The organism is Herbaspirillum sp. C9C3 (assembly GCF_013359625.1).
Classification (GTDB): Bacteria; Pseudomonadota; Gammaproteobacteria; order Burkholderiales; family Burkholderiaceae_D; genus Herbaspirillum.
In genome coordinates this window covers 19,727-42,237 of sequence record NZ_JABFMQ010000014.1, presented here as the reverse complement: position 1 = coordinate 42,237, position 22,511 = coordinate 19,727, and the positions used below count along the sequence as shown (strand labels likewise).

The 22,511-nt window shown below is 63.7% G+C and carries 20 protein-coding genes; 17 read left to right on the top strand and 3 right to left on the bottom strand.

Annotation, left to right across the window (positions count from 1 at the left end):
- The first annotated feature begins 44 nt into the window (after positions 1-44).
- The 4 genes from HNO82_RS14180 to HNO82_RS14165 are packed head-to-tail and all read left to right on the top strand — an operon-like array spanning position 45 to position 5,530.
- The gene (locus HNO82_RS14180; protein WP_249777011.1) at positions 45-731 is read left to right on the top strand and encodes a fimbrial biogenesis chaperone; all 687 of its coding nucleotides are present in this window, start codon (positions 45-47) and stop codon (positions 729-731) included.
- An 11-nt stretch (positions 732-742) separates the two neighbouring features.
- Positions 743-1,600, top strand: coding sequence for an EAL domain-containing protein (locus HNO82_RS14175; protein WP_175344164.1), 858 nt, complete (start codon positions 743-745; stop codon positions 1,598-1,600).
- Entirely contained in the window at positions 1,590-2,249 is a 660-nt protein-coding gene (locus HNO82_RS14170; RefSeq protein WP_034350906.1) for a response regulator, read from the top strand. Before HNO82_RS14175 ends, HNO82_RS14170 begins: the two co-directional genes overlap by 11 nt.
- An 8-nt stretch (positions 2,250-2,257) precedes the next feature.
- Positions 2,258-5,530: a hybrid sensor histidine kinase/response regulator gene (locus tag HNO82_RS14165; RefSeq protein ID WP_175344163.1), complete on the top strand. Its 3,273-nt coding sequence runs from the start codon at positions 2,258-2,260 to the stop codon at positions 5,528-5,530.
- Positions 5,531-5,573: 43 nt separating this feature from the next.
- Here HNO82_RS14165 and HNO82_RS14160 read toward each other — a convergent pair whose 3' ends face one another.
- Entirely contained in the window at positions 5,574-6,590 is a 1,017-nt protein-coding gene (locus HNO82_RS14160) for an AraC family transcriptional regulator (RefSeq protein ID WP_175344162.1), read from the bottom strand.
- Between the two features lie 425 nt (positions 6,591-7,015).
- On the opposite strand from HNO82_RS14160, the gene HNO82_RS14155 reads away from it, so the two are divergent.
- Positions 7,016-7,918, top strand: a complete 903-nt coding sequence (locus HNO82_RS14155) for a LysR family transcriptional regulator (RefSeq protein WP_175344161.1) — start codon at positions 7,016-7,018, stop codon at positions 7,916-7,918.
- Positions 7,919-7,999: 81 nt separating this feature from the next.
- Here the strand turns inward: HNO82_RS14155 and catA are convergent, their stop codons facing one another.
- Together catA and HNO82_RS14145 are read right to left on the bottom strand one after the other, a co-directional pair.
- Positions 8,000-8,911, bottom strand: coding sequence for a catechol 1,2-dioxygenase (gene catA / locus HNO82_RS14150; protein ID WP_175344160.1), 912 nt, complete (start codon positions 8,909-8,911; stop codon positions 8,000-8,002).
- A 65-nt stretch (positions 8,912-8,976) separates the two neighbouring features.
- On the bottom strand, positions 8,977-10,137 hold the full coding sequence (locus tag HNO82_RS14145; RefSeq protein ID WP_154132941.1) for a muconate/chloromuconate family cycloisomerase: 1,161 nt from the start codon (positions 10,135-10,137) through the stop codon (positions 8,977-8,979).
- A gap of 256 nt (positions 10,138-10,393) precedes the next feature.
- Here HNO82_RS14145 and andAc point away from each other — a divergent pair, with 256 nt between their 5' ends.
- From andAc to HNO82_RS14085, 12 genes are all read left to right on the top strand, one after another.
- The gene (andAc, locus tag HNO82_RS14140; RefSeq protein WP_175344159.1) at positions 10,394-11,674 is read left to right on the top strand and encodes an anthranilate 1,2-dioxygenase large subunit AndAc; all 1,281 of its coding nucleotides are present in this window, start codon (positions 10,394-10,396) and stop codon (positions 11,672-11,674) included.
- Positions 11,671-12,171: an anthranilate 1,2-dioxygenase small subunit AndAd gene (andAd, locus tag HNO82_RS14135; RefSeq protein ID WP_175344158.1), complete on the top strand. Its 501-nt coding sequence runs from the start codon at positions 11,671-11,673 to the stop codon at positions 12,169-12,171. The genes andAc and andAd overlap by 4 nt, the downstream gene beginning before the upstream one ends.
- Before the next feature lie 7 nt (positions 12,172-12,178).
- Positions 12,179-13,252: an anthranilate 1,2-dioxygenase ferredoxin subunit AndAb gene (andAb, locus tag HNO82_RS14130; RefSeq protein WP_175344157.1), complete on the top strand. Its 1,074-nt coding sequence runs from the start codon at positions 12,179-12,181 to the stop codon at positions 13,250-13,252.
- A gap of 102 nt (positions 13,253-13,354) precedes the next feature.
- Entirely contained in the window at positions 13,355-14,533 is a 1,179-nt protein-coding gene (locus HNO82_RS14125) for an ABC transporter substrate-binding protein (RefSeq protein ID WP_175344156.1), read from the top strand.
- A gap of 12 nt (positions 14,534-14,545) precedes the next feature.
- Entirely contained in the window at positions 14,546-15,460 is a 915-nt protein-coding gene (locus HNO82_RS14120) for a branched-chain amino acid ABC transporter permease (protein WP_175344155.1), read from the top strand.
- Between the two features lie 8 nt (positions 15,461-15,468).
- Positions 15,469-16,422 carry a branched-chain amino acid ABC transporter permease gene (locus HNO82_RS14115; protein WP_008331491.1) on the top strand — a complete coding sequence of 318 codons (954 nt, stop codon included), beginning with the start codon at positions 15,469-15,471 and terminating at the stop codon, positions 16,420-16,422.
- Positions 16,412-17,179, top strand: a complete 768-nt coding sequence (locus HNO82_RS14110; protein WP_008331490.1) for an ABC transporter ATP-binding protein — start codon at positions 16,412-16,414, stop codon at positions 17,177-17,179. The genes HNO82_RS14115 and HNO82_RS14110 overlap by 11 nt, the downstream gene beginning before the upstream one ends.
- The gene (locus tag HNO82_RS14105; protein WP_008331489.1) at positions 17,176-17,886 is read left to right on the top strand and encodes an ABC transporter ATP-binding protein; all 711 of its coding nucleotides are present in this window, start codon (positions 17,176-17,178) and stop codon (positions 17,884-17,886) included. The genes HNO82_RS14110 and HNO82_RS14105 overlap by 4 nt, the downstream gene beginning before the upstream one ends.
- A 73-nt stretch (positions 17,887-17,959) precedes the next feature.
- Positions 17,960-18,811 (top strand): alpha/beta hydrolase, encoded by an 852-nt coding sequence (locus tag HNO82_RS14100; RefSeq protein WP_175344154.1) that lies wholly within the window; start codon positions 17,960-17,962, stop codon positions 18,809-18,811.
- Positions 18,812-19,182: 371 nt separating this feature from the next.
- Positions 19,183-20,271, top strand: a complete 1,089-nt coding sequence (locus HNO82_RS14095) for an HlyD family secretion protein (protein WP_175344153.1) — start codon at positions 19,183-19,185, stop codon at positions 20,269-20,271.
- Positions 20,268-21,860, top strand: a complete 1,593-nt coding sequence (locus HNO82_RS14090) for a DHA2 family efflux MFS transporter permease subunit (RefSeq protein ID WP_008331486.1) — start codon at positions 20,268-20,270, stop codon at positions 21,858-21,860. Before HNO82_RS14095 ends, HNO82_RS14090 begins: the two co-directional genes overlap by 4 nt.
- A gap of 113 nt (positions 21,861-21,973) precedes the next feature.
- On the top strand, positions 21,974-22,480 hold the full coding sequence (locus HNO82_RS14085; RefSeq protein ID WP_175344152.1) for a winged helix-turn-helix transcriptional regulator: 507 nt from the start codon (positions 21,974-21,976) through the stop codon (positions 22,478-22,480).
- Positions 22,481-22,511: the final 31 nt, after the last annotated feature.

Here is a 22,511-nt window from a genome sequence, read left to right as displayed (position 1 = left end):
TGCTGTCGATGATGTTGTTTGGTGCTCGCGCCGAGGCGGGATTGATGCCCGAACGCACCCGGCTGGTCTTCAGCCAGGGGGCCGGCGAGCTCAGCCTGCGGCTGGCCAACACCAACCCCCATGCCGTAGTGGTGCAGAGCTGGGTGGACCAGGGCGAGGGAAGTCATGCACCGGATACCGTGCAGTCTGCGCTGTTCGTCATGCCTGCTGTGCAGCGGCTGCCGGCGCAGGCGATCAGCCAGGTCCGGGTGTTGTATACCGGCGAGCCGTTGCCGGTGGACCGCGAGTCGGTGTTCTGGCTCAATCTGTACGAGATTCCGATCCTGCCTGACCCGCCGCCGGGAGGTGCACCGCGCCTGCTGCTGGGACTCAATACCCAGATCAAGGTGTTTTATCGCCCGCCTGGCGTTGCCGATCCGAGCCCGCAGTGGGCCGATGCACTGCACTTCCGCTTGCAACGGCAAGCCGGACAATGGGTGCTGGTCTGCCGCAATGACAGCCCCTACTTTGCTTCCTTCGCCAGCTTGCGGATCAACGACGGCCTGCATCAATTCGTGCCGCGCCTGGCGCCCGAGCAGATGGCGCCGCCCCACGGTGAACAGATCTTCGTGCTGTCCGAGGACGATGCCGCGCTGACATGGCAGCACCCGCGCCTGGAGTTCCAGCTCATCGATGACACGGGACGAGCCAGTGATCACATGCGTCCATTGACGCCGCTCAACCTGCCCTGAACGGAGTTTTCATGCTTGCCCCAGCCCAGTGCGGGCGCTCTGCGCCCAACCCGCCCATGGAGCGCGCCCACTTGCTGCAGGCCCTGCGGCGCCGCCAGTTCCAGCCCTTCCTGCAGCCCATCGTCGGGGTGGACGGGGCCTGGCAGGGCGCCGAGATACTGATGCGCTGGCAACACCCGCAAGCCGGTGTATTGGCCCCGACCATCTTTCTTGAACGTCTGTCCGATGAAGGCTTGCTGGCGGCTACGACACGCCAGATGCTGCATCAGGTCCGCGTGGCCTGGGAGAGGGCGCCGGCGTGCCTGCGGCAACCCTTCGTGTTGTCCTTCAACGCCTGCGGCGAGCAGTTGCAGAGCGAGGCGCTGGTGGCCCAATGCCAGGCATGGTTGCACCGACTGCAATGGCCGCAGCTGCGGTTGATGATAGAGATGCCCGAGCGCGGCGCCGACCTGGGGCCGGAGTATTGCCGCAGCCTGTTTGCCCAGTGCGAGCGGGCCGATATCGCCATCGCCCTGGATGATTTCGGCGTTGGCGATGCGCGCCTGCACCAGTTGGCCTGCGGTCGCATCAGTTGTCTCAAGCTCGATCGATCATTTGTTGCTGCCATGCAGGACAATTCCCTGTACAGTCGCCTCATTGAAACCATCGTGACTCTGGCCGCCGAATTCGATGCCATCGTCACCGCCGAAGGCATCGAGACACTATGGCAGTGGCAGCGCTTGCGCCAGATGGGGGTACGGCGCTTCCAGGGATATTATTTCGCCAGACCGCTGGCGATGCCGGACTTCTTCCGGCAGATGCAGCGCCGCCGGAGTGTGACGGCCACGATTGAACCAGCGCGGGAAAGAGGGGGCCAGCATGGCGACTAAGGGGACAACGATACGGGTCGGGATCGCCGATGATTATCCGGTGGTGTTGCGAGGCATCGAAGCCATCCTGGCGACTTGCCCCGATCTCGTCCTGGCCTTCTCGGCCGAGAGCATCGCGCAGCTCATGGCCTGCCTGGAGCGCGAGCCGGTGGACGTGCTGCTGTGCGACTACGCCTTCGATGATGATCCGCACGCCGACGGCCTGGATCTGCTCAAGCGGCTGCGGCGCCAGCATCCGGCGATGAAGGTCATCTTCCTCAGTGCCCATGCCCAGCCGCAGATCATCTCCAGCGCACTGGAGCTGGGTGCGGCCGGTTTCATCGGCAAGAATCGCAGCGATTTCGTGAACCTGCCGCAAGCCGTCTGCAGTGTCCGGAACGGTCAGGTCTACCTGCCGCAGTCGCTGGCGTCGGCCTTGCTGGGCAGTCTCTTCAACGTCAACGCACGCCAGAGCGGACTGGCCCAATTGTCCGAGCGTGAGCTGGTGGTAGCGCGCATGATCTGCCAGGGGATGTCCATCAGCGCCATTGCCGAGCGGCTGCATCGCAGTCCCAAGACCATCAGCAACCAGAAGGTGGCCGCCATGAAGAAGCTGGGCGTGAGCAATGATGTTGAACTGAGCCGGGTCTTCCAGAACCTGGGCGACTGAGGCCATCCATGCCGCGCCAGATCCTTGCACTGTCGGAGCGCTATTACCGGCGGTTGCTGTATGGCTGCGCCAGCTTGCTGTCGGTGGCCATCGTCTGTGCCATGGTGTTTTTGGGCTATAGCGCCTTTGCGCAGTTCCGAGAGCGCCAGATCGGCAGCTTCACCAGCAAGCGCGAGCAGATCAAGTCGGAGGTGGATCGTCTCACCGCGCGTGTCATCCAGTTTGCCGAGATGTATGCCCGTCTGCAGCATCTCTATAAAAAGGAATTGCTGGTGCTCGACAGCTACAGCGAGCGCGTCGACCCGGGCGAGATGAGCCGCAGTCCGGAGAGCCTGACGGTGGTGCCCTTCACGCTGCTCATCCGCGGCGATACCGCGGCCGACCGCCAGCGCCTGGCCGCGCTGCTGCTCCTGTTACGGCAGGCGTCGGCCCTGCCGATGTTCAATCCGGCCGAACCCGGGGTGACACTGGACGGTTTCATCTATACAGCTGACGCCGGCTTTCTGGCGGTGTCACCGCCGCTGTCGAACGAGGAAGAACAACAGGTGCGCCAGCTCGGCACCTCGCCCTTCATCAGTGCCATGAGCGCACCGGTGGATGCCGCCTTCGCCGCCGAACGCGAACGTGCGGCGCGCGCCCAGGGCAGTACCGGCCAGCGCGTACTGTGGATGAGCCCGGCCTTCAGTGCGCCGCTGCTGCGTTCGGCGGTCACCCGGCTGGCCGTGCGGATCGCGCTGGACAAGGGTGATCAGGCAACGGCCGTGTTCTCGGTCCCGGCCAGCCAGTTCCGCCAGTTCTTCATGAAGGATGAAGAGATGCCCGGCCTGATGGTCTTTGAAGGGCAGGGCAGCACCCGCTTGCTCAGCGAGCCCGACCCTGGCGTCAGTGCACTGTTGATGCGTCACATCGAAGAGCATGTGCGGCATGTCATGGATCCGCATGATCACGTCGGTCATTTCCACGAGGATGGCAGCTTCTTCATTGCCCAGACCATCGAGGGCCCCGAATGGGTGGTGGTGCTTACCTTCACCTGGCACGACGTGCTGGCCGGTTTGCAGGGCAATTTCACCACCGGGGCATTCTGGGGCCTGTTTGCGCTGCTCTTCGTCTGGGCTGCCACCTTGTACTTCGACCGTTGCGTGATCGGTCCGCTGCAGAAGAAGGCGCTGGCCATGGTCGAAAGCCGCCAGTTCAGCCAGACCATCATCGATACCCTGCCGGTCGGAATCGCCGTCTATGCGCCCGGTTCCGGCGAGGTGGTGCTGCGCAATGCGGTCGCGGCGCGAATGCTGGAACAGTCGGCGTTGCCCAGCGCTTCCTTCTATGCGCAGATCCTCACGGCGGTGCGGGTGGGAGACAATCTGCGCCAGGCCATGATCGAGGCCGAGCTGCCTCTGCGCGATGGCGCGGTCAGCCATCTGGGCGCGGTCTGGTCACGCACGCGCTTTTCCGGCCAGGATGTGCTGTTGCTGGGCATGATCGACCTCAACATGCAGAAGGCCCACGAAGCGCTCATGCGCGAAGCCAAGAGCATGGCCGACCGCGCCAACCAGGCCAAGTCCATGTTCCTGGCCCAGGTCAGCCACGAGATTCGTACCCCACTGCATGGCGCCATCGGGCATATGGAGTTGCTGGCGCGCGAGGATCTGCTGCCACCGCAGCGGCAGCGCATCGAACTGATACGCCATGCCTTCGACATGCTCATGGGTCTGGTCAACGACATCCTCGACATCACCAAGATCGAGTCACAATCCATCACGCTGGCCTCGGAGACCTTGCAGGTCAACGACTTGCTGGAACAGTGCGCACAACTGTTCGCTCCGTTGGCGCTGGACAAGGGACTGGCGTTGCGCTGCCTGCCCTCGGTGGAGCTGGAACAGCCCTTGCTCGGAGATTCCCGCCGACTCATGCAGATCCTGCACAATCTCGTGGGCAATGCCGTGAAGTTCACCGCCCGGGGCGCCGTCACGCTGTCGGTCCGGCCGTTGCGCCGCGAACCTGCGCGCATGGTGCTGCGCTTCGAGGTCAGCGACACCGGTATCGGCGTCTCGACCGGTGCCCGCCAGCGCATCTTCAAGTCCTTGCAGCAGGCCGATGACAGCATCAGCCAGCGCTTCGGTGGAACCGGCCTGGGCTTGTCGTTGTGTCGCCGCCTGGCCGAGCTGATGGGTGGCGACATCACGCTCGACAGCGAGCTGGGCAAGGGCAGCGTCTTCGGTGCGCAAATCACCCTGTCGCTGCTCGATGCACGCCCCACACTGCCTGTCTTGCGCCCGCTGGCTGCTCAGATCGTGGTGCTGCATTGTCACGATGCGGACATGGCGGCCATGCTCCGTGACTATCTCACCAGCTGGGGTGCCGGGTGCAGTGATGCGGCCGAGTCGTACGGGGCGGCGATCCATCTGGTCGCACCGGACTGCGTGGACGACTTCATCGCCAGCGCACCAAGCCGCTCCATGCAGGCCGTGCTGATCTGCCCTGATGCAGTCCCTCTCCCCAGCCTCGCCGCTGGCTGGCGGCAGGTCAGTGCCTTCGACCGGCAGACCTGGTTGCGCGCGCTGGCCAGACAGCCAGCAACGTCGGATGCACCGCCTGCGCCGCAGGTGGTGAGCATAGCCAGCGGACTCGACGTGCTGGTGGTCGAGGATGACTATGTGAACCTGACCTTGATGCAGCAACAGTTGCAGACGCTGGGTTGTGCCTCCCCTCGTCTGGCACGCGATGGTCTGGAGGCGCTGGCGCAGTGGCAGATGCGTCCGGCCGATGTGCTCATCACCGACCTCGGCATCCCCGGTCTGGATGGCGTGGCGCTGGCCACCCGCGTGCGGGCGCAGCAGCCGCAGGCGCGCATCATCGCCACCACGGCGGCGGGTCCGGGCAGTCTGGCGCAATTACCGGCAGCGCTGTTCGATGCTCTGCTCACCAAGCCAGCTTCGCTGCAACAGATGCAGGAGGTACTGGCGGGGCTGCTGAACACGGCGCCAGCGCCCCTGGCGCCCGCTGTGCAGGCGCTCCCGGGCGATCCGTTCGAGCGGGTATTGCGGGAGGCTTTCCGGCAGAGCTGGCCGCTGGAAAAGGACAAGCTGCAGCAGGCCATCGATAGCGCTGACCGTGAGCGTGTGGTGCGCATCCTGCATCGTCTGCAAGGCGGGCTGCAAGCCCTGGGATGGGATGCCCTCGCTGCGCGCAGCATCGCACTCCAGCAAGCCGTCACGGCAGGTGAGAGCACGGCGCTGGCGGCCTGCATGCAGTGGATGCAGGCCATCGAGGCTGCGACCTGAGTGCGGTCGACGGGTTACGGTTCGCTGCCCTGCACCGATATTTTCAGCGTGTCACGCTGCGCGTCTGCTTGGGCAATTCGCCGAAGCGCTCGCGATAGTAGGCCGAGAATCGCCCCAGATGGCCGAATCCGAATTCAAACGCGGTATCGGTGATGTTGGCGCCGGGATGCGTGAGCAGTCGCTCGCGCACGGCGTCGAGCCGGATATTGCGCAGCAGGTCCATAGGCGCCACGCCATATTGCTGATGGCACAGCGCATTGAGCGCACGTACGCTCACGCCGGCCGCACCGGCCAGATCGGCCAGTGCCAGCGGCGCGCACAGGCGGCTGCGGATGTAGCGTTCCAGCATGTCCAGGCGCTGCAGCTTGCCTGCACCCACCAGGCTGTCTGCGGATTCGCTGGCCGCACGTTGACCGGCGGTGGAGGCATGCACCGGTTCGACCGTGCTGGTCAGTTGCGAGAGCAGGAATTGCGCAGCGCTGCGCTCGAAGTGCTGCACCCATTGCCCCTGTTCTGCCCCTTGAGCCGGCAAGGCCAGCACGCGCAGCAGTGACTGGATCAGCAAGTCCCAATAGGGGGCGGCCTGCTCGGGCAGCAGGAACACCGAGGGTACCTCCACAGGACCGCACTGGCCGATCGCGCGCAACTCCTCGAACAGTGCCAGCGGCACTTTCAGGATCAGTTGTTCGGAGCCTGCCTGCCACCACAGGCGCAGATTCCGTTTTGGTGCGATTAGCGCCGTCTGCCCCTGCGGGATGCACACCTTGCGGCCATCCGATTCGATCTCGGCACTGCCCGACAGGGTCATGTGTACCAGTGCGAAACCGTTGAAGGGGCGCGGACGCACGATCACCTCCGCGCCATACTTGAGCATGAAGATCTGCAACTGCTGGATCGCCGCCTTGAAGAGCACGGTATCGACATCGTCGCCCTTCCAGAACAGGTCATGTTCCGCCAGTTCATTGGCGACCTGGGCATGACAGTCGACCTTGCGGGTGGAGTGAAAAACGCGGCGACGATACAAGGGCTCCAGACTGAGCGCGTGGACAGTATTGAGCATGTTAACCTCTTAACGCGGCTCTTCCGCACGGGCCGGTGGCGGAAAAGCGGTGGTACCGGGTAGGGGTGCTGCTGCCAGCAGAGGGCGCGGGTGCCGGTCTGCCTTGCACCTTCATGGACGATGCGAACGGAGTGCGCGCTGTCTGCTTTCCCTCAGCCAGCGGCGGCTGCGTTCAGCCTCATGCAAGTGCAAGTTTCATGCCCGAGGTGGAAGGTCGTCGGCGGTGTGCAGGGCAAAGCGCGCCTGCGTGGGCGGGATGGATCATCTCGGTCTCCTCTACGGTCTTCTGGTCGGACCCTGCTGCCGTGGACGCGGGCCTCGTTGCTGTGGAGCACGGCTCTGCGGCCGGCTGATCGTCGATTCTATGCGGTCGGCGGATGAACGTACAATATCAGATCAGCATCATGGTATGCCTCGGAGGTAGTGTGGAACTGCGTCATCTCAAGTATTTCAATGCCGTCGCCAGCACGCTCAGTTTCAGCCGTGCAGCCGAACTGCTGCACATCGCCCAGCCGCCCCTGAGCCGGCAGATCCGCCAGCTGGAGGATCTGCTCGGCGCCGAGCTGATCGACCGTGCCTCGCGTCCGATTGCGCTCACCATGGCGGGCAAGTTTTTCTATGAACAGACCTTGCAGGTATTGTCCCGTCTGGAGCAGATCGAGGAAGGTACTCGCGTCATCGCCCGTGGCCAGCAGCACTGGTTCAACATCGGTTTCGTGCCCTCGGCGCTGTATGGCTTGCTGCCCGAGATGATCAAGCGTTTCCGCACCGACATGCCGGAAATTGAAATCGGATTTTCCGAGATCGTGACCATGGAACAGATCGAGGCGCTCAAGTCCGGGCGCATCGATGTCGGCTTCGGACGCCTGCCCATCAGCGACCCTGACATCCTCTGCGAGACCATCGTGGAAGAGCCACTGGTGGCGGTGTTCCCGCTGGGCCATGCGCTGCAGGCGCGCAGCAAGGTGACGCTGGCGCAGCTGGCCGAGGAGCGCTTCATTCTCTATCCGGCAAGACCGCGTCCGAGTTATGCGGATCAGGTGCTGGAGCTTTTTTCCAGCCGCGCCCTGCGCCCGACCATCGTCAAGGAAGCCAATGAAATGCAGACTGCCATCGGCCTGGTGGCAGCGGGTGTCGGGGTCACGCTGGTGCCGCGTTCGGTGCAGGGGTTGCACCGTTCTGACGTGGTGTATCGACCCTTGTCCAACAAGGGGGTGTACTCACCGGTGATCATGAATTTCCGCGCCAATGATCGTTCGTTGTTGCTGGAAAAACTGCGGACGACCGCAGCAGAAATTGCACGGATGCAGGCAGAGCAATACCCCTGAACACCCTCGCGCAGTGCGCGCCAGGCAAACTACGCGGGCCATGCAGCAGCATGGCCCGTGGTCTTTCCGGTCAGCGCTGGATTACGCGGCCAGACGCGGACGATTGATGTCGGCCTTGGGCAGGTCGTTCTGTTCCGGCAGCAGGTTGAAGTTGAACTCGATGGCATAGAAGGGCGAATCGACTTCGTGCTTGCGGATCTCGGTCGCATCGGTGACGTGCTTCAGTTCCGGCACCAGTCCCTCGCGGGTGGCGAAGGCGAAGTCATCCCACAGGTACGGATCACCGGCGATGTTGATCTGCGTGGTCAGCTTGCGATAGCCCGGTACCGTGACGAAGAAGTGGATGTGCGCAGGACGGCTGCCGTGACGGCCCAGCTTGTTGAGCAGGCGGTCGGTGGCGCCACCCGGCGGCACGCTGTAGCCGACCGGTACGCGGCTGCGGAAGCGATAGCGGCCTTGCTCATCGGTGCGGATGGAGCAGCGCAGGTTGAACGGGCTCTGCTCCGGATCGAAGAAGGAATAACGGCCCAGGTGGTTGGCGTGCCAGACTTCCACCAGCGCATTGGCCAGCGGCTTGCCGTGTTCATCGAAGACCTGGCCTTGCATGAAGAGGGTATCGCCCGGCTGGGGATCCTTGTCCATGCGCGCAAAGCCCTTCTGCTCGGGCGCGCCCGACACGTACAGCGGTCCTTCGATGGTGCGCGGGGTGCCGCCCTGCACGCCGCGGCGGGCTTCGGCTTCATCCATGCGCAGGTCGAGGAAGTGCTCGAAGCCCAGGCCGGCGGCGATCAGGCCGAACTCGCCCGACTTGCCGGCCGAGGTCAGATAATCCACGGCAGCCCAAAATTCTTCCGGCTGCACATCCAGGTCTTCAATCGTATAAAACATGTCGCGCACGAGGCGGTTGACGATGGTCTTGACACGCTGGTTGCCCTCCGCGAGTTCGGTGCTTTCGATTTTTTGCAGTACGGCGTCGATGGCTTTCTTGTCCACGTTGTCTCTCCTGTCTCTGGTTGGATATGTGTGGGGGGTGGGTGCAGTCGGTCCGGGCCGATGGATCAGGCGACGGAGACCAGCGGGGTCTTGCGGTCGCGCCGCAGCGCGTTGACGCGATCTTCATCCAGGCTGATGCCCAGGCCGGGACCGCTCGGCAGTTCCAGGGCGAAGTCGCGGTAACGCAGCGGCGTGGCCAGGATTTCTTCGGTCAGCAGCAGCGGGCCGAACAGTTCGGTACCCCAGGCCAGCGTGCCGAAGGTCGCAAACAACTGGGCCGAGGCCATGGTGCCGATGGCGCCTTCCAGCATGGTGCCGCCATACAGTTCGACCTGGGCGGCAGCGGCGATGGCGGCCACCTGCTGCGCACCGGCCAGTCCACCGGACTGGTTGATCTTCACGGCGAACACATCGGCTGCGCCCACGCGGGCCAGTTGATAGGCATCCTGCGGGCCATGCAGGCTTTCATCGGCCATGATGGCGATACGGTTCTTCTGGCGCAGGCGATACAGGCCGTCGTGATTGGTGGCGGCGATGGGCTGCTCCACCAGGTCCACGCCGGCATCGGCCAGCAGCTGCATGCCCAGCATGGCCTCGGTCTCGGTCCAGGCCTGGTTCACATCGACCCGCACGCTGCCGCGATCACCGAGTGCGCGCTTGATGGCGGCCACGTGGGCGCAATCCTGCTGCACGGTGCGCGCACCGATCTTGAGCTTGAAGATATTGTGGCGGCGCTGGGCCAGCATCTTTTCGGCTTCCTCGATGTCGCGCGCCGTGTCGCCGCTGGCCAGGGTCCAGGCGATGGGCAGGCTCTCGCGCACGCGGCCACCGAAGAGTGTGGACAGCGGCACGCCCAGGCGGCGCGCCAGTGCATCCGATAGCGCCGTCTCGATGGCGCATTTGGCGAAGCGGTTGCCTTGTACGTGCTCGGCAATGTGGTGCATGCGCGCGGCGACCTGGTTGGCATCGGCACCCAGCAGCAGCGGTGTGATGTAGGTGTCGATGTTGACCTTGATGCTTTCCGGGCTTTCTTCACCATAGGCCAGCCCACCGATGGTGGTGGCCTCGCCCCAGCCGGCCACGCCATCGTTGCCCGTGATGCGCACCAGCACCAGGGTCTGGCGGTGCATGGTGGTCATGGACAGGCGGTGCGGGCGGATGGTGGGAACGTCCAGTAGCAGAACCTCTACGGTTTCGATGGAGGTGGCGGGCAAGGTGGAATTCAAGATGCTGTCCGTGTAGAAAAAGAGGGCGAAAGCTGACAAGTGCTGACTCGAACTGGATGATAGAAACAAAGCTGCCCGAATGTCCAAGACCGATTCAGGCATGCTGCATACCTTTTGGGTATAACGTCGGGGAGCTGCAAAAAACGGACAATACTGCCCTTCAACTATGCAAATGGCGGATATTCGTTCTTGTGCAGCCTGCCTAAGATGGCTCATCGTCCAGCTCCCGCCTGGCATCCAACGATGAGGACTTCGCATGAGCACATCCACCCAACTCGAACAGCAAGGCTATGTACCGCTGGTGCAATTCCCCCGCACCGATGGTGCGCGCACGCCCTACAAGGTATTCAGCTCCAAGGAAGTCTATGATCTGGAGCAGGAACGCATCTACCGTGGTCAGACCTGGAGCTTCCTGGCGCTGGAAGCCGAGATCCCCAACAACGGTGATTACAAAAGCACCTTCGTCGGCGATACCCCGGTGGTAGTCACCCGCACCGAAGATGGCACCCTGGCCGCCTGGGTCAACAAGTGCTCGCACCGTGGTGCCATCGTCTGCCGTACGCCGCGCGGCAATGCCAGTTCGCACAGCTGTGCTTATCACCAGTGGAGTTTCGATGCGCGCGGCAACCTGCTGGGCGTCCCCTTCCGCCGTGGCCAGAAGGGCGCCACCGGCATGGCCAAGGACTTCGATCCCAAGTGCCACGGCCTGCGCCAGTTGCGCGTGGACAGCTACAAGGGCCTGGTCTTCGCCACCTTCAGCGAGACCGTGGAATCGCTGCCGGACTACATCGGCGCCGAGATGCGCCCGTGGATCGACCGCATCTTCCACAAGCCCATCGTCTACCTCGGCTGCACGCGCCAGTATTCCAAGTCGAACTGGAAGCTCTACCTGGAAAACGTCAAGGACCCGTATCACGCCAGCCTGCTGCACCTGTTCCACACCACCTTCAACATCTTCCGCGTGGGCATGAAGGCGCGCTCGCTGGCCGACAAGCATCACGGCCTGCACAGCATCATCACCGCCACCAAGAATGAAGTGGAGACGGCGGACGCCTACAAGCAGCAGGAGATCCGCTCCTTCGATGAGGGCTTCTCGCTGCAGGATCCGTCGGTGCTGGGCCAGATCAAGGAATTCGAGGAACTGACCACCAACCATATCCAGCCCATCTTCCCGCAGCTGGTGGTGCAGCAGATCCACAACACCCTGGTGGCGCGGCAGTTGCTGCCCAAGGGGCCGAGCAACTTCGAGCTGGTCTTTCACTTCTTCGGTTACGAGGATGACACCCCCGAGCTGCGCGCCCTGCGCATCAAGCAGGCCAACCTGGTGGGCCCGGCCGGCTACATCTCGATGGAAGACACCGAGGCCACCGAACTGGTACAGCGTGGTACCGCCCGCGATCCTGAGCATTGCTCGGTGATCGACATGGCGCGCGACAACCCTGACCAGGAAGACACATTGATTACCGAAAGCCTGATCCGCAAGTTCTGGATGGGCTACCAGAAACTGATGGGCTTCCCGTCCATCGAGAAGGCATGAGCGAGGCAAAGCAGATGCAAAACATGGAACAGATGAGCTTGTGGTTCGAGCTGCACCAACTGCAGGAGCGCTATGTGCATGCGCTCGACAATGACCGACTGGAACAGTGGCCGGATTTCTTCACCGACGATTGCCTGTATGAAATCGTGCCGCGCGAGAACGCCGATGCCGGCCTGCCCATCGGCATCATCTATTGCGACAGCAAGAAGATGCTGCAGGATCGCGTGCTCTCGCTGCGCCACGCCAATATCTACGAGGCGCACACCTATCGCCACATGAGCTCGGGGCTGGTGTTCACGCAGAACGCCGACGGGTCGGTGGATGCGCAATCGAGCTACGTGGTGGTACAGACCTTGCAGAACGGCGAGTCCTTCGTCTACCAGGCGGGCCGCTATGAGGACCGCGTGGTCAAGACCGAGGCAGGCTGGCGCTATGCCCGCCGCCGTGTGGTCTACGACACGCTGCGCGTGGCGACACTCCTGGCCACCCCGATCTGAGGCGGCCATGAGCGAGTGGTTCGATGTCGGCCATGCCGATGATTTCGCCGAGGGCGAAGTGGCCGCAGCCCGCGCGGGCAGCCAGGCGGTGGCGGTGTTCCGCCTGGGCGAGGAAATCTTCGCGCTCAAGGACTTGTGTACCCACGGCAATGCCAAGCTCTCGGATGGTTACGTGGAGGACGGCTGTGTTGAATGTCCTCTGCATCAGGGCTTGTTCGATATCCGCAGTGGTGCGCCGCGCTGTGCGCCGGTGACCGAGGCGGTGCGCAGCTTCCCGGTGCGCGTGGTGGCAGGCCGGGTCGAGATCGGCGTGGGCGGGGAGGGCGAGGCCGCCCCAGCAGCGAGTACCGCACCGGCATTGCAGCAAGTGCAGGCCACGCTGGAAGGCATCACGCGCGCCGCCCCGGATGTGGCGATCCTGCGCCTGCGCTGTGCGGTACCCTTGTCCTATCGCGCTGGCCAATACATCGACCTGTTGCTCGAAGACGGCCAGCGCCGCAGCTATTCCATGGCGACTTATGCCCGGGACGGCAGTGACCTGCTGGAGCTGCATGTGCGCCACCTGCCCGGCGGACTCTTCACGGACCGCCTTTTCAACGGCATGCAGCCGGGGCAGCCGTTCTCGATCGAAGGACCCGCTGGCAGCTTCTTCATGCGCGAGGGCAGGCAGCCGGTGATCCTCCTGGCCAGTGGCACAGGATTTGCTCCGGTCAAGGCACTGGTGGAAGAGGCCATCGCTACCGGCAGCACGCGTGCGATGCGTCTTTACTGGGGCGGCCGCCGTGCCGCCGACCTGTATCTGGATGCACTGTGCCGCGACTGGGCGGCGAGCCTGCCGTGGTTTGACTACGTGCCGGTACTCTCGGAGGCCGATGCCGCCAGCGGCTGGAACGGACGCACCGGCTTGGTCCACCAGGCCGTGATGCAGGATGTGCCGACGATGCAGTCACATCAGGTCTATGCCTGTGGCGCGCCGGTCGTGGTAGAGTCAGCGCGGCGCGATTTTACGGCCAGCTGCGGCCTGCCCGGGACAGCTTTCTTTGCGGATGCCTTCGTCTCTAAAGCAGACCTGCGGAAATAGTTATTCCAGCCGGGGCGGGCGGTGAAATCCAGGTTTCACGCGCCGCTGCGTTTCCAGCTTCACACCGAATTCAAACCAAAGAATCTAGAGGGGAATCCAGGCATGAATCGACTCACTAAAGTGGCAGGTGCGGTAATGATGGCGATGGCGGCGGGTGCAAGCCTGTCCGCGCAGGCGGCCGATGTGGTGAAGGTGGGTTTCCTTACCACCCTGAGCGGCCCGGCCAGTGCGCCCGGCGTGGATGAGCGCGAAGGCTTCATGCTGGCCATGAAGATGCTGGGCAACAAGCTCGGCGGCGTGCCTGCCGAAGTCATCGTGGTCGATGACCAGTTCAGCCCCGATGCCGCCAAGCAGGGCGCGGACCGTCTCATCAAGCGCGAGAAGGTCGATATCCTCAGTGGCTTCGTCTATTCCAACATCCTCTTGGCGGTGGCCCCGGCGGCCTTCGCCAGCAAGACCGTGGTGGTCAGTGCCAATGCCGGTCCTGCGCAACTGGCCGGTGCCGGCTGCAATCCCTATTTCTTCAGTGCCAGCTACCAGAACGATGCGGCTCATGAAGCGGCCGGCAAGCTGATGGCCGACAAGGGCTACCAGCGTGTGGCCATCATCGCTCCCAACTATCCGGCGGGCAAGGATGCCTCGGCTGGTTTCAAGCGTTTCCTGAAGAAGGATCCCGCGCTGGAACTCTTTCCCAAACTCGGCCAGCTTGATTTCGCCACCGAGATCGCGCAGTTGCGCGCGGCCAATATCGATGCCCTGTATTTCTTCCTGCCGGGCGGCATGGGCGTGAACTTCGTCAAGCAATACGCGGCCGCCGGCATGGATACGAAGATCGTGCGCGTGATGCCCGCCTATGACGCCGACCAGCAGATGCTCTCCAACGGCGACCTGATCGCGGGTGTGGCCAACACCGGCCAGTGGTCGGCCGACCTGCCCAATGAACAGAACCGCGCCTTCGTGGCGGCCTATGTCAAAGAGTATGGCCACCAGCCGTCGATGTTCGCCTCCCAGGCCTATGACGCGGCCATGCTGATCGACAGCGCCGTCAAGGCCATTGGTGGCAAGGTCGAGAATCGCGAGGCGCTGATTGCGGCCATCAAGGCGGCCAACTTCAAGTCGGTGCGCGGTGGCTTCAAGTTTGCGGCCAATCACTTCCCGATCCAGAATCAATATGCCCGGGTGGTGACCAAGGCGGCTGACGGCAAGTACGTCAACAACATGACGCAGACGCTCTTGCCCGATCACGTCGACGCCTATGTCGGTCAATGCAGGATGCCTTGAGGATGGTGCACCTTGGGTAATCTGATCTTCGAGCAGGTGCTCAACAGCCTGCAGTTCGGCGTTATGCTGTTCCTGATCGCTTCGGGATTGACGCTGATCTTTGGCGTGATGAACTTCGTGAACCTGGCGCACGGCAGCTTCTTCATGATCGGCGCCTACGTGGCGGCGGTGGTGGCCGGGGCCAGCGGCTCGTTCTGGCTGGGCCTGCTGGTGGCCTTGCCAGTCACGGCGGCGCTGGGCTTTATGCTGGAGTGGCTGGTGTTCCGGCGACTCTACAAGAAGGACCATATGGTCCACGTGCTGGCGACCTTCGCCTTCATCCTGATCTTCAATGATGGCGTGCGCATGATCTGGGGGCCGCAGCCATTGCCGCTGAACATGCCGCCGGCCTTCGCCGGTCCGGTCAATTTGTTCGGACTGCCCTATTCCAGCTATCGCCTGCTGGTGATGGCAGTGGGCGTGGTGGTAGCCGTGGCGCTGTATTTCCTCATCAACCGCACGCGCATCGGCATGTGGGTGCGCGCCGGGGCCAACAATCTGGAGATGGTCACAGCCATGGGTATCAACATCCGTCTGCTGTTCCGGCTGGTGTTCAGCTTCGGGCTGCTGCTGGCGGCGCTGGCCGGGATCATGCTGGGCCCGCTGGTGGCGGTGCAGGCCGGCATGGGGGATGACGTGCTGATCCTGGCCTTCGTGGTGGTGGTCATCGGCGGCATCGGTTCGGTGCCGGGCGCGGCCATCGGCGCACTCATCGTGGGCGTGGTCGATACGCTGGGACGCAGCCTGCTGCCGCAGCTCTTCGCGCTGTTCCTGAGCGCCGATGCAGCGGCCTCGGTCGGCCCCGCGCTGGGCTCGATGATGATCTACCTGGTGATGATCGCGGTGCTGTTCTGGCGCCCCAGTGGTCTGTTCCCTGCCCGTACCTGAGGAGTGTCATGCGGCGTCTTTTCGTTCCCCTGCTGATTGTCCTGGCGGTGCTGCTGCCACTGCTGGCGCAGGCCAGCGGCATGGAGTACTACATCGGCGTGCTCACCCGCATCCTGATCTTCGCGATGGTGGCGGCCAGCCTCAATTTCATTCTTGGCTACGGTGGCATGGTCAGCTTTGGTCATGCGGTGTTCTTCGGGCTGGGCGCGTATGTCACGGCCATCGCCAGTTTCCATGGCCTCACCAGCGCCTGGCTGATCTGGCTGCTGGCAGCGCTGGTGACGGCCCTCGTGGGCGTGGTGATTGGCGTGATCGCACTGCGCACACGGGCAGTGTATTTCATCATGATCACCATGGCGCTGGCGCAGTTGTTCTACTACTTCTTCGTCGGCTTCCGGTATTACGGCGGTGATGATGGCCTGCAGGTCGCGGCGCGCCCGTTGCTGGGTTTCGGGCTCGACATGAGCGGCGACAACGCCTTCTATTGGGTGGTGCTGGCCTGGCTGGTGGCCAGCCTGGTGCTGCTGCAGCGGCTCCTGGCCTCGCGCTTCGGACTGGCCTTGAATGCGATCCGGCAGAATGAAAGGCGCGCCTTGGCCATCGGCTATCCGGCGCTGCGCTACAAGCTGGCCGCGTTCGTCATCGCAGCGGTCATTGCAGGACTGGCCGGCAGCCTCATCGGCATGAGCAATCTCTTTGCCAGCCCCAAGCTGTTGCACTGGTCGCAGTCCGGCATCCTGCTGGTGATGGTGGCGCTGGGCGGGGTCGGGTATTTCTACGGTGGCCTGCTGGGCGCGGCTGCTTTCTTGTTGCTGGAGGAAGTCTTGTCCACCCATTTTGAATACTGGCAGATCCATGTCGGCCTGATCCTCTTGCTGGTGGTCATGGTGGCACCGCGCGGCATCAGCTCGCTGGCCTCCATCGGCGAGACCCTGAAGAAGGGAGAGCAGCATGGTGCATGAACAGGCAGCGCCTGCCCTCGCGGTCAAGGGCCTGAAGAAGAACTACGGTGGTCTGGCGGCCACGCGTGATGTGGATCTGGAGATTGCGGCAGGACACGTCCACGCCATCATCGGCCCCAACGGCGCAGGCAAGACGACCTTGCTGTCGCTGCTGTCCGGTGCACTGGCCGCCGATGCTGGCGAGGTCTATCTGTTCGGCCAGCCCGTGCATGTTCATGCCGAACAGGCGCGCGTGGCAGCGGGATTGGTGCGCTCGTTCCAGATCACCAGCGTGTTCGATGAACTGAGCGTGCTGGAGAACCTGCAGGTGGCGGTGCAGCGCGGACAGCATCGCAGCTATGGTTTCTTCCATGCCAGCGCCACTGATCGGGCGGTCCGCGAGGCGGCGATGACGGTGGCGCGGCGCGTGGGACTGGAGCAGGTGGCGCATCAGTTGTCGTCGCAACTGTCGCATGGTGCGCGGCGGCGGCTGGATGTGGGCCTGGCTATCGCCTGCGGTCCGCGTGTGCTGTTGATGGATGAACCGATGGCCGGCATGGGGCATGAGGAGTCCGGCGACATGATCGCGCTGATCCAGTCCCTCAAGCAGGAGCTGACGGTGGTGCTGGTGGAACATGACATGGAGGCCGTCTTCGCCCTGGCCGACCGCATGACGGTGTTGGTGCAGGGCGCGGTGCTGGCCACTGGCAGCGTGGAGGAGATTCGCGCCAATGCCGAGGTCAAGCTGGCCTACCTGGGCGAGGAGGAAACGCCATGAGCGCATTGCTGGAAGTGGAAGGGCTGACCGGGGGCTATGGCGCGAGCCAGGTGCTGTTCGGGATCGACATGCAGGTCAGGGAAGGCGAGGTGGTGACGCTGCTCGGTCGCAATGGCATGGGCAAGACCACCACGCTGCGCACCATCCTCGGATTGAATCGTCCGACCGGCGGCGTGGTGCGCTTTCGTGGCGAAGCCATCCACAGCGCCAGTGCCGATGCGATTGCCCGGCGCGGCATCGCCATCGTGCCGGAGGGGCGGCAGATCTTCAGGAACCTGAGCGTGGAAGAAAATCTTTCCGCCTTCGCGGCGCGCCGTAATGGCCGCGACAATCCCTGGACGCTGGAAAAGATTTATCAACAGTTTCCGCGCCTGAAGGAACGTCGCCACAATGGCGGCGGCCAGCTCTCGGGCGGCGAGCAGCAGATGCTGGCCATCGGCCGTGCACTGATGACCAATCCGCATCTGCTGATCCTCGATGAAGCCACCGAAGGTCTGGCACCGCTGGTACGGGAAGAAATCTGGGCTTGCCTGAAAGCCTTGCGCGAGTATGGGCTGACCATCATCGTCATCGACAAGTACATCAAGCGTCTGATCGGCTTTGCTGACCGGCACACCATCCTCGAAAAGGGCAAGGTGGTCTGGCAGGGGGATTCGGCGCAGCTGTCGGTACAGACGGAATTGTGGGATCAGTATCTGAGCGTGTAGGACGCTTGTTGCGCGGATATTGATCCATTAACGCAGGTTTAATGCTGTTGCAAACAGCGTTAAGGAAAACTGAATGCTCCCCAATCAAGTCAAGACGGACGCTCGCCGCGTTGTTTGTCCCATCGCCGAGTGCGAAGCGGGTTACAACCTCAAGGCGGCCTTTCCGGATTTTCCGCAGGTGCTGCAGCAGTGGCAGCAGGCGACCGCCGCCATTGCCAATACCTTGCTGACCGAGTCCGACATCGCCTACGGTGATGCACCGCTGCAGCGTTTCGATTTCTATCGGGCGGCAGGGGCGCAGCGGCCCTTGCTGGTCTTCATTCACGGTGGCTACTGGCAGGGTGGCGACAAGCGCGATATCGGTTTCATCGCCACGCCCTATGTCGAGGCGGGCATCAGTGTGGCGGTGATCAATTATTCGCTGGCGCCGCAATCGCGCATCGAGGACATGGTGGCGGAGGTGCGGGTGTTTCTTGCCACCCTTGCGCAGCAGGCGGATCGACTGGGCATCGACCTCAACCGCGTCTCGCTGATGGGGCATTCGGCAGGCGGTCATCTGGCGGCCTTCGTTGCCGCGCAGGCGGGCGCGTTGCCGGTGCAGGCCGTATTTGCCATCAGTGGCGTGTTCGATCTGGTGCCGTTGATTCCGACTTCACTGAACAAGGCGCTCACGCTGGATGAGCCGCGGGCGGATGCGCTCTCGCCGGTGCTGCAGGCCGGGCCCGCGGGTACGCGCGTGCATACCATCATCGGTGAACTGGAGACTGAGCAGTTTCACCTGCAGGCGGCCGTGATGGCCAATTGCTGGTCGCAGGTGGTGGCGCATCACGTGGTGCCGGGGACGCATCATTACACGGTGCTGTTCCCTCTGGCTGATGGAGACAGTCCGGTGTGCCGTGCCGTGATCGCGGAGATCCTGCGCTAAGGCTGCCGCCGCGTCATACCCTGCCATTGCCCGGCAGACGCCCCACGCGTCCGCCGGAGCAGGGCGTCCCGACCCTCGATTGACTCCGTCCCGCTCGGAACGTTGTCCCCACATCTCCCCGGTCACATTCCCCCTGCACCTCCTCCCTCTCCGATGGAGCAAGGCTGGCCCCAGCCTTCCTGTCTCATTTTGGCTCAGCCGGGCATGGTAACTTGCATAATGATAGTTGATTGCGTATAGTAACTTTCAAAATAGAAGTTACATATTCCGAAGGACGTTGCCGCTGCTCATTGATGGGCCGCGTCACTTGGCAATGCTTCCCGCGCCGCCGTTATTTTTTTCTTTCATCGATCTTTGCAAGGAGCTGTGCCATGGCGACACCTACCTCACCCGATCCCGCACCCCAGGCGGTCCGCAAGCCCATGGCGGGGCGGCTGCATGTGGGGTTGGCCGTAGGGGCGGCGGCAGCCATCGTGCTGATCTTCTATGGATGGCATTGGTGGCAGCACGGGCGCTTCATGGAGGACACTGACGACGCCTATGTGGGCGGCGACATCACCGTCATCAGTGCCAAGGTACCGGGCTACATCGCGGCCGTACAGGTGACCGACAACCAGTTCGTGCACGCCGGAGACCTGCTGGCCAAACTCGACGACAGCGACTACCGCGCCGCCCTGGCGCGTGCCGAAGGCGGGGTGGCGGCACGGCAGGCCGAGATCGCCAACCTGGAGGCCACGCGCGCAGTGCAGACCGCCCTGATCGCGCAAGCCCGTGCCGGGGTCGACGCCAGCCAGGCCGAGCTGGTGCGGGCGCAGGACGATGACCGTCGCTTCGAGCGCCTGGTCGACCGCGCAGCCGTTTCGGTGCGGAGTGCCCAGAAAGCTGCGGCCGATTTCCGCCAGGCCGCTGCCAACAGCCAGAAGGCGCAGGCTGGCCTGGCCGTGGCGACGCGCCAGCTGGAAGTGATCCAGACCCGGCGCCAGCAGGCCGAGGCCGGACTGGCCCAGGCCCGGGCCGAGCGGGAAGCGGCGCAACTGAACCTGCGCTATACCGAATTGCGCGCGCCCATCGATGGCGTGGTCGGCAATCGCCGCGCCCGCACCGGGGCTTATGCCGCCACGGCCAGCCAGTTGATGGTGATCGTGCCGGCGCGCGGACTGTGGATCGATGCCAATTTCAAGGAAAGCCAGTTGGCCGGGATCCGTCCCGGCAATCCCGCCACGGTCGAGGCCGATGCGATTCCCGGCCGTGTCTTCCATGGTCATGTAGCCAGCGTGGCGCCGGCCACCGGCGCGCAGTTCAGTGTCCTGCCGCCGGAAAACGCCACCGGCAACTTCACCAAGATCGTCCAGCGGGTGCCGGTGCGCATCCTGCTCGATAGCGCGGACGGCGTGCTCGACGCCTTGCGACCCGGGCTGTCGGTGGTGGCCAGGGTGGACCGCCGGGGCCAGGGTTCATGAACGCGGCCAGTGCAGCGGCGGCGCGGCTGATCCAGCCGTCGCAGATGAGCACGTCCTCCAAGGTGTTCGCCTTTGGCGTGATGTGCATCGGCATGTTCGTGGCCTTGCTGGATATCCAGATCGTGTCGGCTTCGTTGCGCGACATCGGCGGCGGGCTCTCGGCCGGCAATGATGAGACGACCTGGGTGCAGACCAGCTACCTGATCGCCGAGATCATCGTCATCCCGCTCTCGGGATGGTTGACGCGCACCATGTCCACGCGCTGGCTGTTCGCTTTCTCGGCGGCCGGTTTCACCCTCACCAGCCTGCTGTGCGGCCTGGCGTGGAATATCCAGAGCATGATCGTGTTCCGGGCCCTGCAGGGTTTCCTGGGCGGCTCGATGATTCCTACCGTGTTCACCACGGCCTTCGCTTTTTTCGACAACAAGCAGCGCGTGATCGCCGCCTCCACCATCGGTGCCATCGCCTCGCTGGCACCGACGCTGGGCCCCACCGTCGGCGGCTGGATTACCGACCACTACAGCTGGCACTGGCTATTTTTCATCAACCTGTTGCCGGGCATCTTCATCACGCTCACCGTCCCGCGCCTGGTGCGCATCGACCTGCCGGACTGGTCGCTGTTCCGGCGCGCCGACTATCCGGGCATCCTGCTCATGTCGCTCTTCCTCGGTTGCCTGGAATACACGCTGGAAGAAGGTCCGCGCTGGGACTGGATGAGCGATCCGGCGATCGCCACCACTGCCTGGGTAGCGGGAGTTTCGGGCGTGCTCTTCGTCTGGCGCAGCCTCAGTGCGGCCGAACCGGTGGTGGACCTGCGGGCGCTGAAGGAACGCAATTTTGCGCTGGGATGTTTCTTTTCCTTCGTCACCGGCATCGGCATCTTTGCCACCATCTACCTCACGCCGCTGTTCCTGGGCCGGGTGCGTGGCTTCAGTGCGCTGCAGATCGGGCTGGCGGTGTTTTCCACCGGGCTGTTCCAGATCATGTCCATCCCGCTCTATGCCTGGCTCACGCGCCACCTTGACCTGCGCTGGATCATGATGATCGGCCTGGCCCTGTTCACGCTGTCGATGTGGCAGTTCGTTCCCATCACGCATGACTGGGGCTGGGCCCAGCTGCTGCTACCGCAAGCCCTGCGCGGCGTTGCCCAGCAACTGGCGGTGCCGCCGACGGTGACGCTGACCCTGGGCAGCCTGGCCCCGGCGCGGCTGAAGTTCGCTTCGGGGCTGTTCAACCTGATGCGCAACCTGGGGGGCGCCATCGGTATCGCCCTGTGCGCCACCATCCTCAATGACCGGACCAACCTGCACTTCATGCGGCTGGCCGAGCACCTCAACGGCGTCAATGAGGCCATGCTGCAATGGCAGGGTATATTGGCTGGCGACCTCGCGTCCCAACTGGGCGATGTCCTAGCGGGCCAGGCGGCGGCCTTGCGGCAGCTGTGGCAGCTTACCTATCGCGAGGCATTGACAATGACCTTTGCCGATGCTTTCCTCGCCGTGGGCTGCTGTTTCGTGATCGCTACACTGATGGTGCCGTTCATGCGCAAGGTGGCGCCGCCCAAGGCACCCTCGGCCGATGCGCATTGAGCTTCATGCAGATCTTGGGCGTGGCACAATGCGGGGCCTCCTGCGGGGCCGGCCGAAAAGCTTGGCGGGCCGGGCGGCAGACGATGGTAGAGCCAAGCAATGGAGAGCAAGACATGCAGCGCAAGCGTTTTGATGACATGCAGTGCCCGATCGCCCGCTCGCTGGATCGCGTGGGCGAGTGGTGGAGCATCCTGATCTTGCGTGACGCTTTCTACGGGCTCACGCGCTTTGATGAATTCCAGAAGCACCTGGAGATTGCGCCCAACATCCTCACGCGCCGCCTGGCGGGGCTGGTGGAAGAGGGCTTGCTGGAGAAGGTGCTGTATTCGGAACGGCCTCCCCGTTACGAATACCACCTCACGCCGCGCGGCCGGGATTTCCGGCCGGTGCTGCTGGCTCTGCTGCAGTGGGGTAACAGCCATTTCGCGCCGGAAGGGCAGAGCGTGATCCTGACCGATATCGAGACCGGCAAGCAGGCCATCCCGCTGATGGTGGATGCCGAGACCGGCAAGCCCATCACGGCGGCCACGCACATCATCGCTGAAGGTCCGGCCGCCGGCGAGAAGATCCGGCGCCATATTGCCGAGCTGGTGGCCCGGCGTACCGGCAAGCCGGCCTGAGCCGGCCTCAGGCCGAGGTAGTGGTGCTATG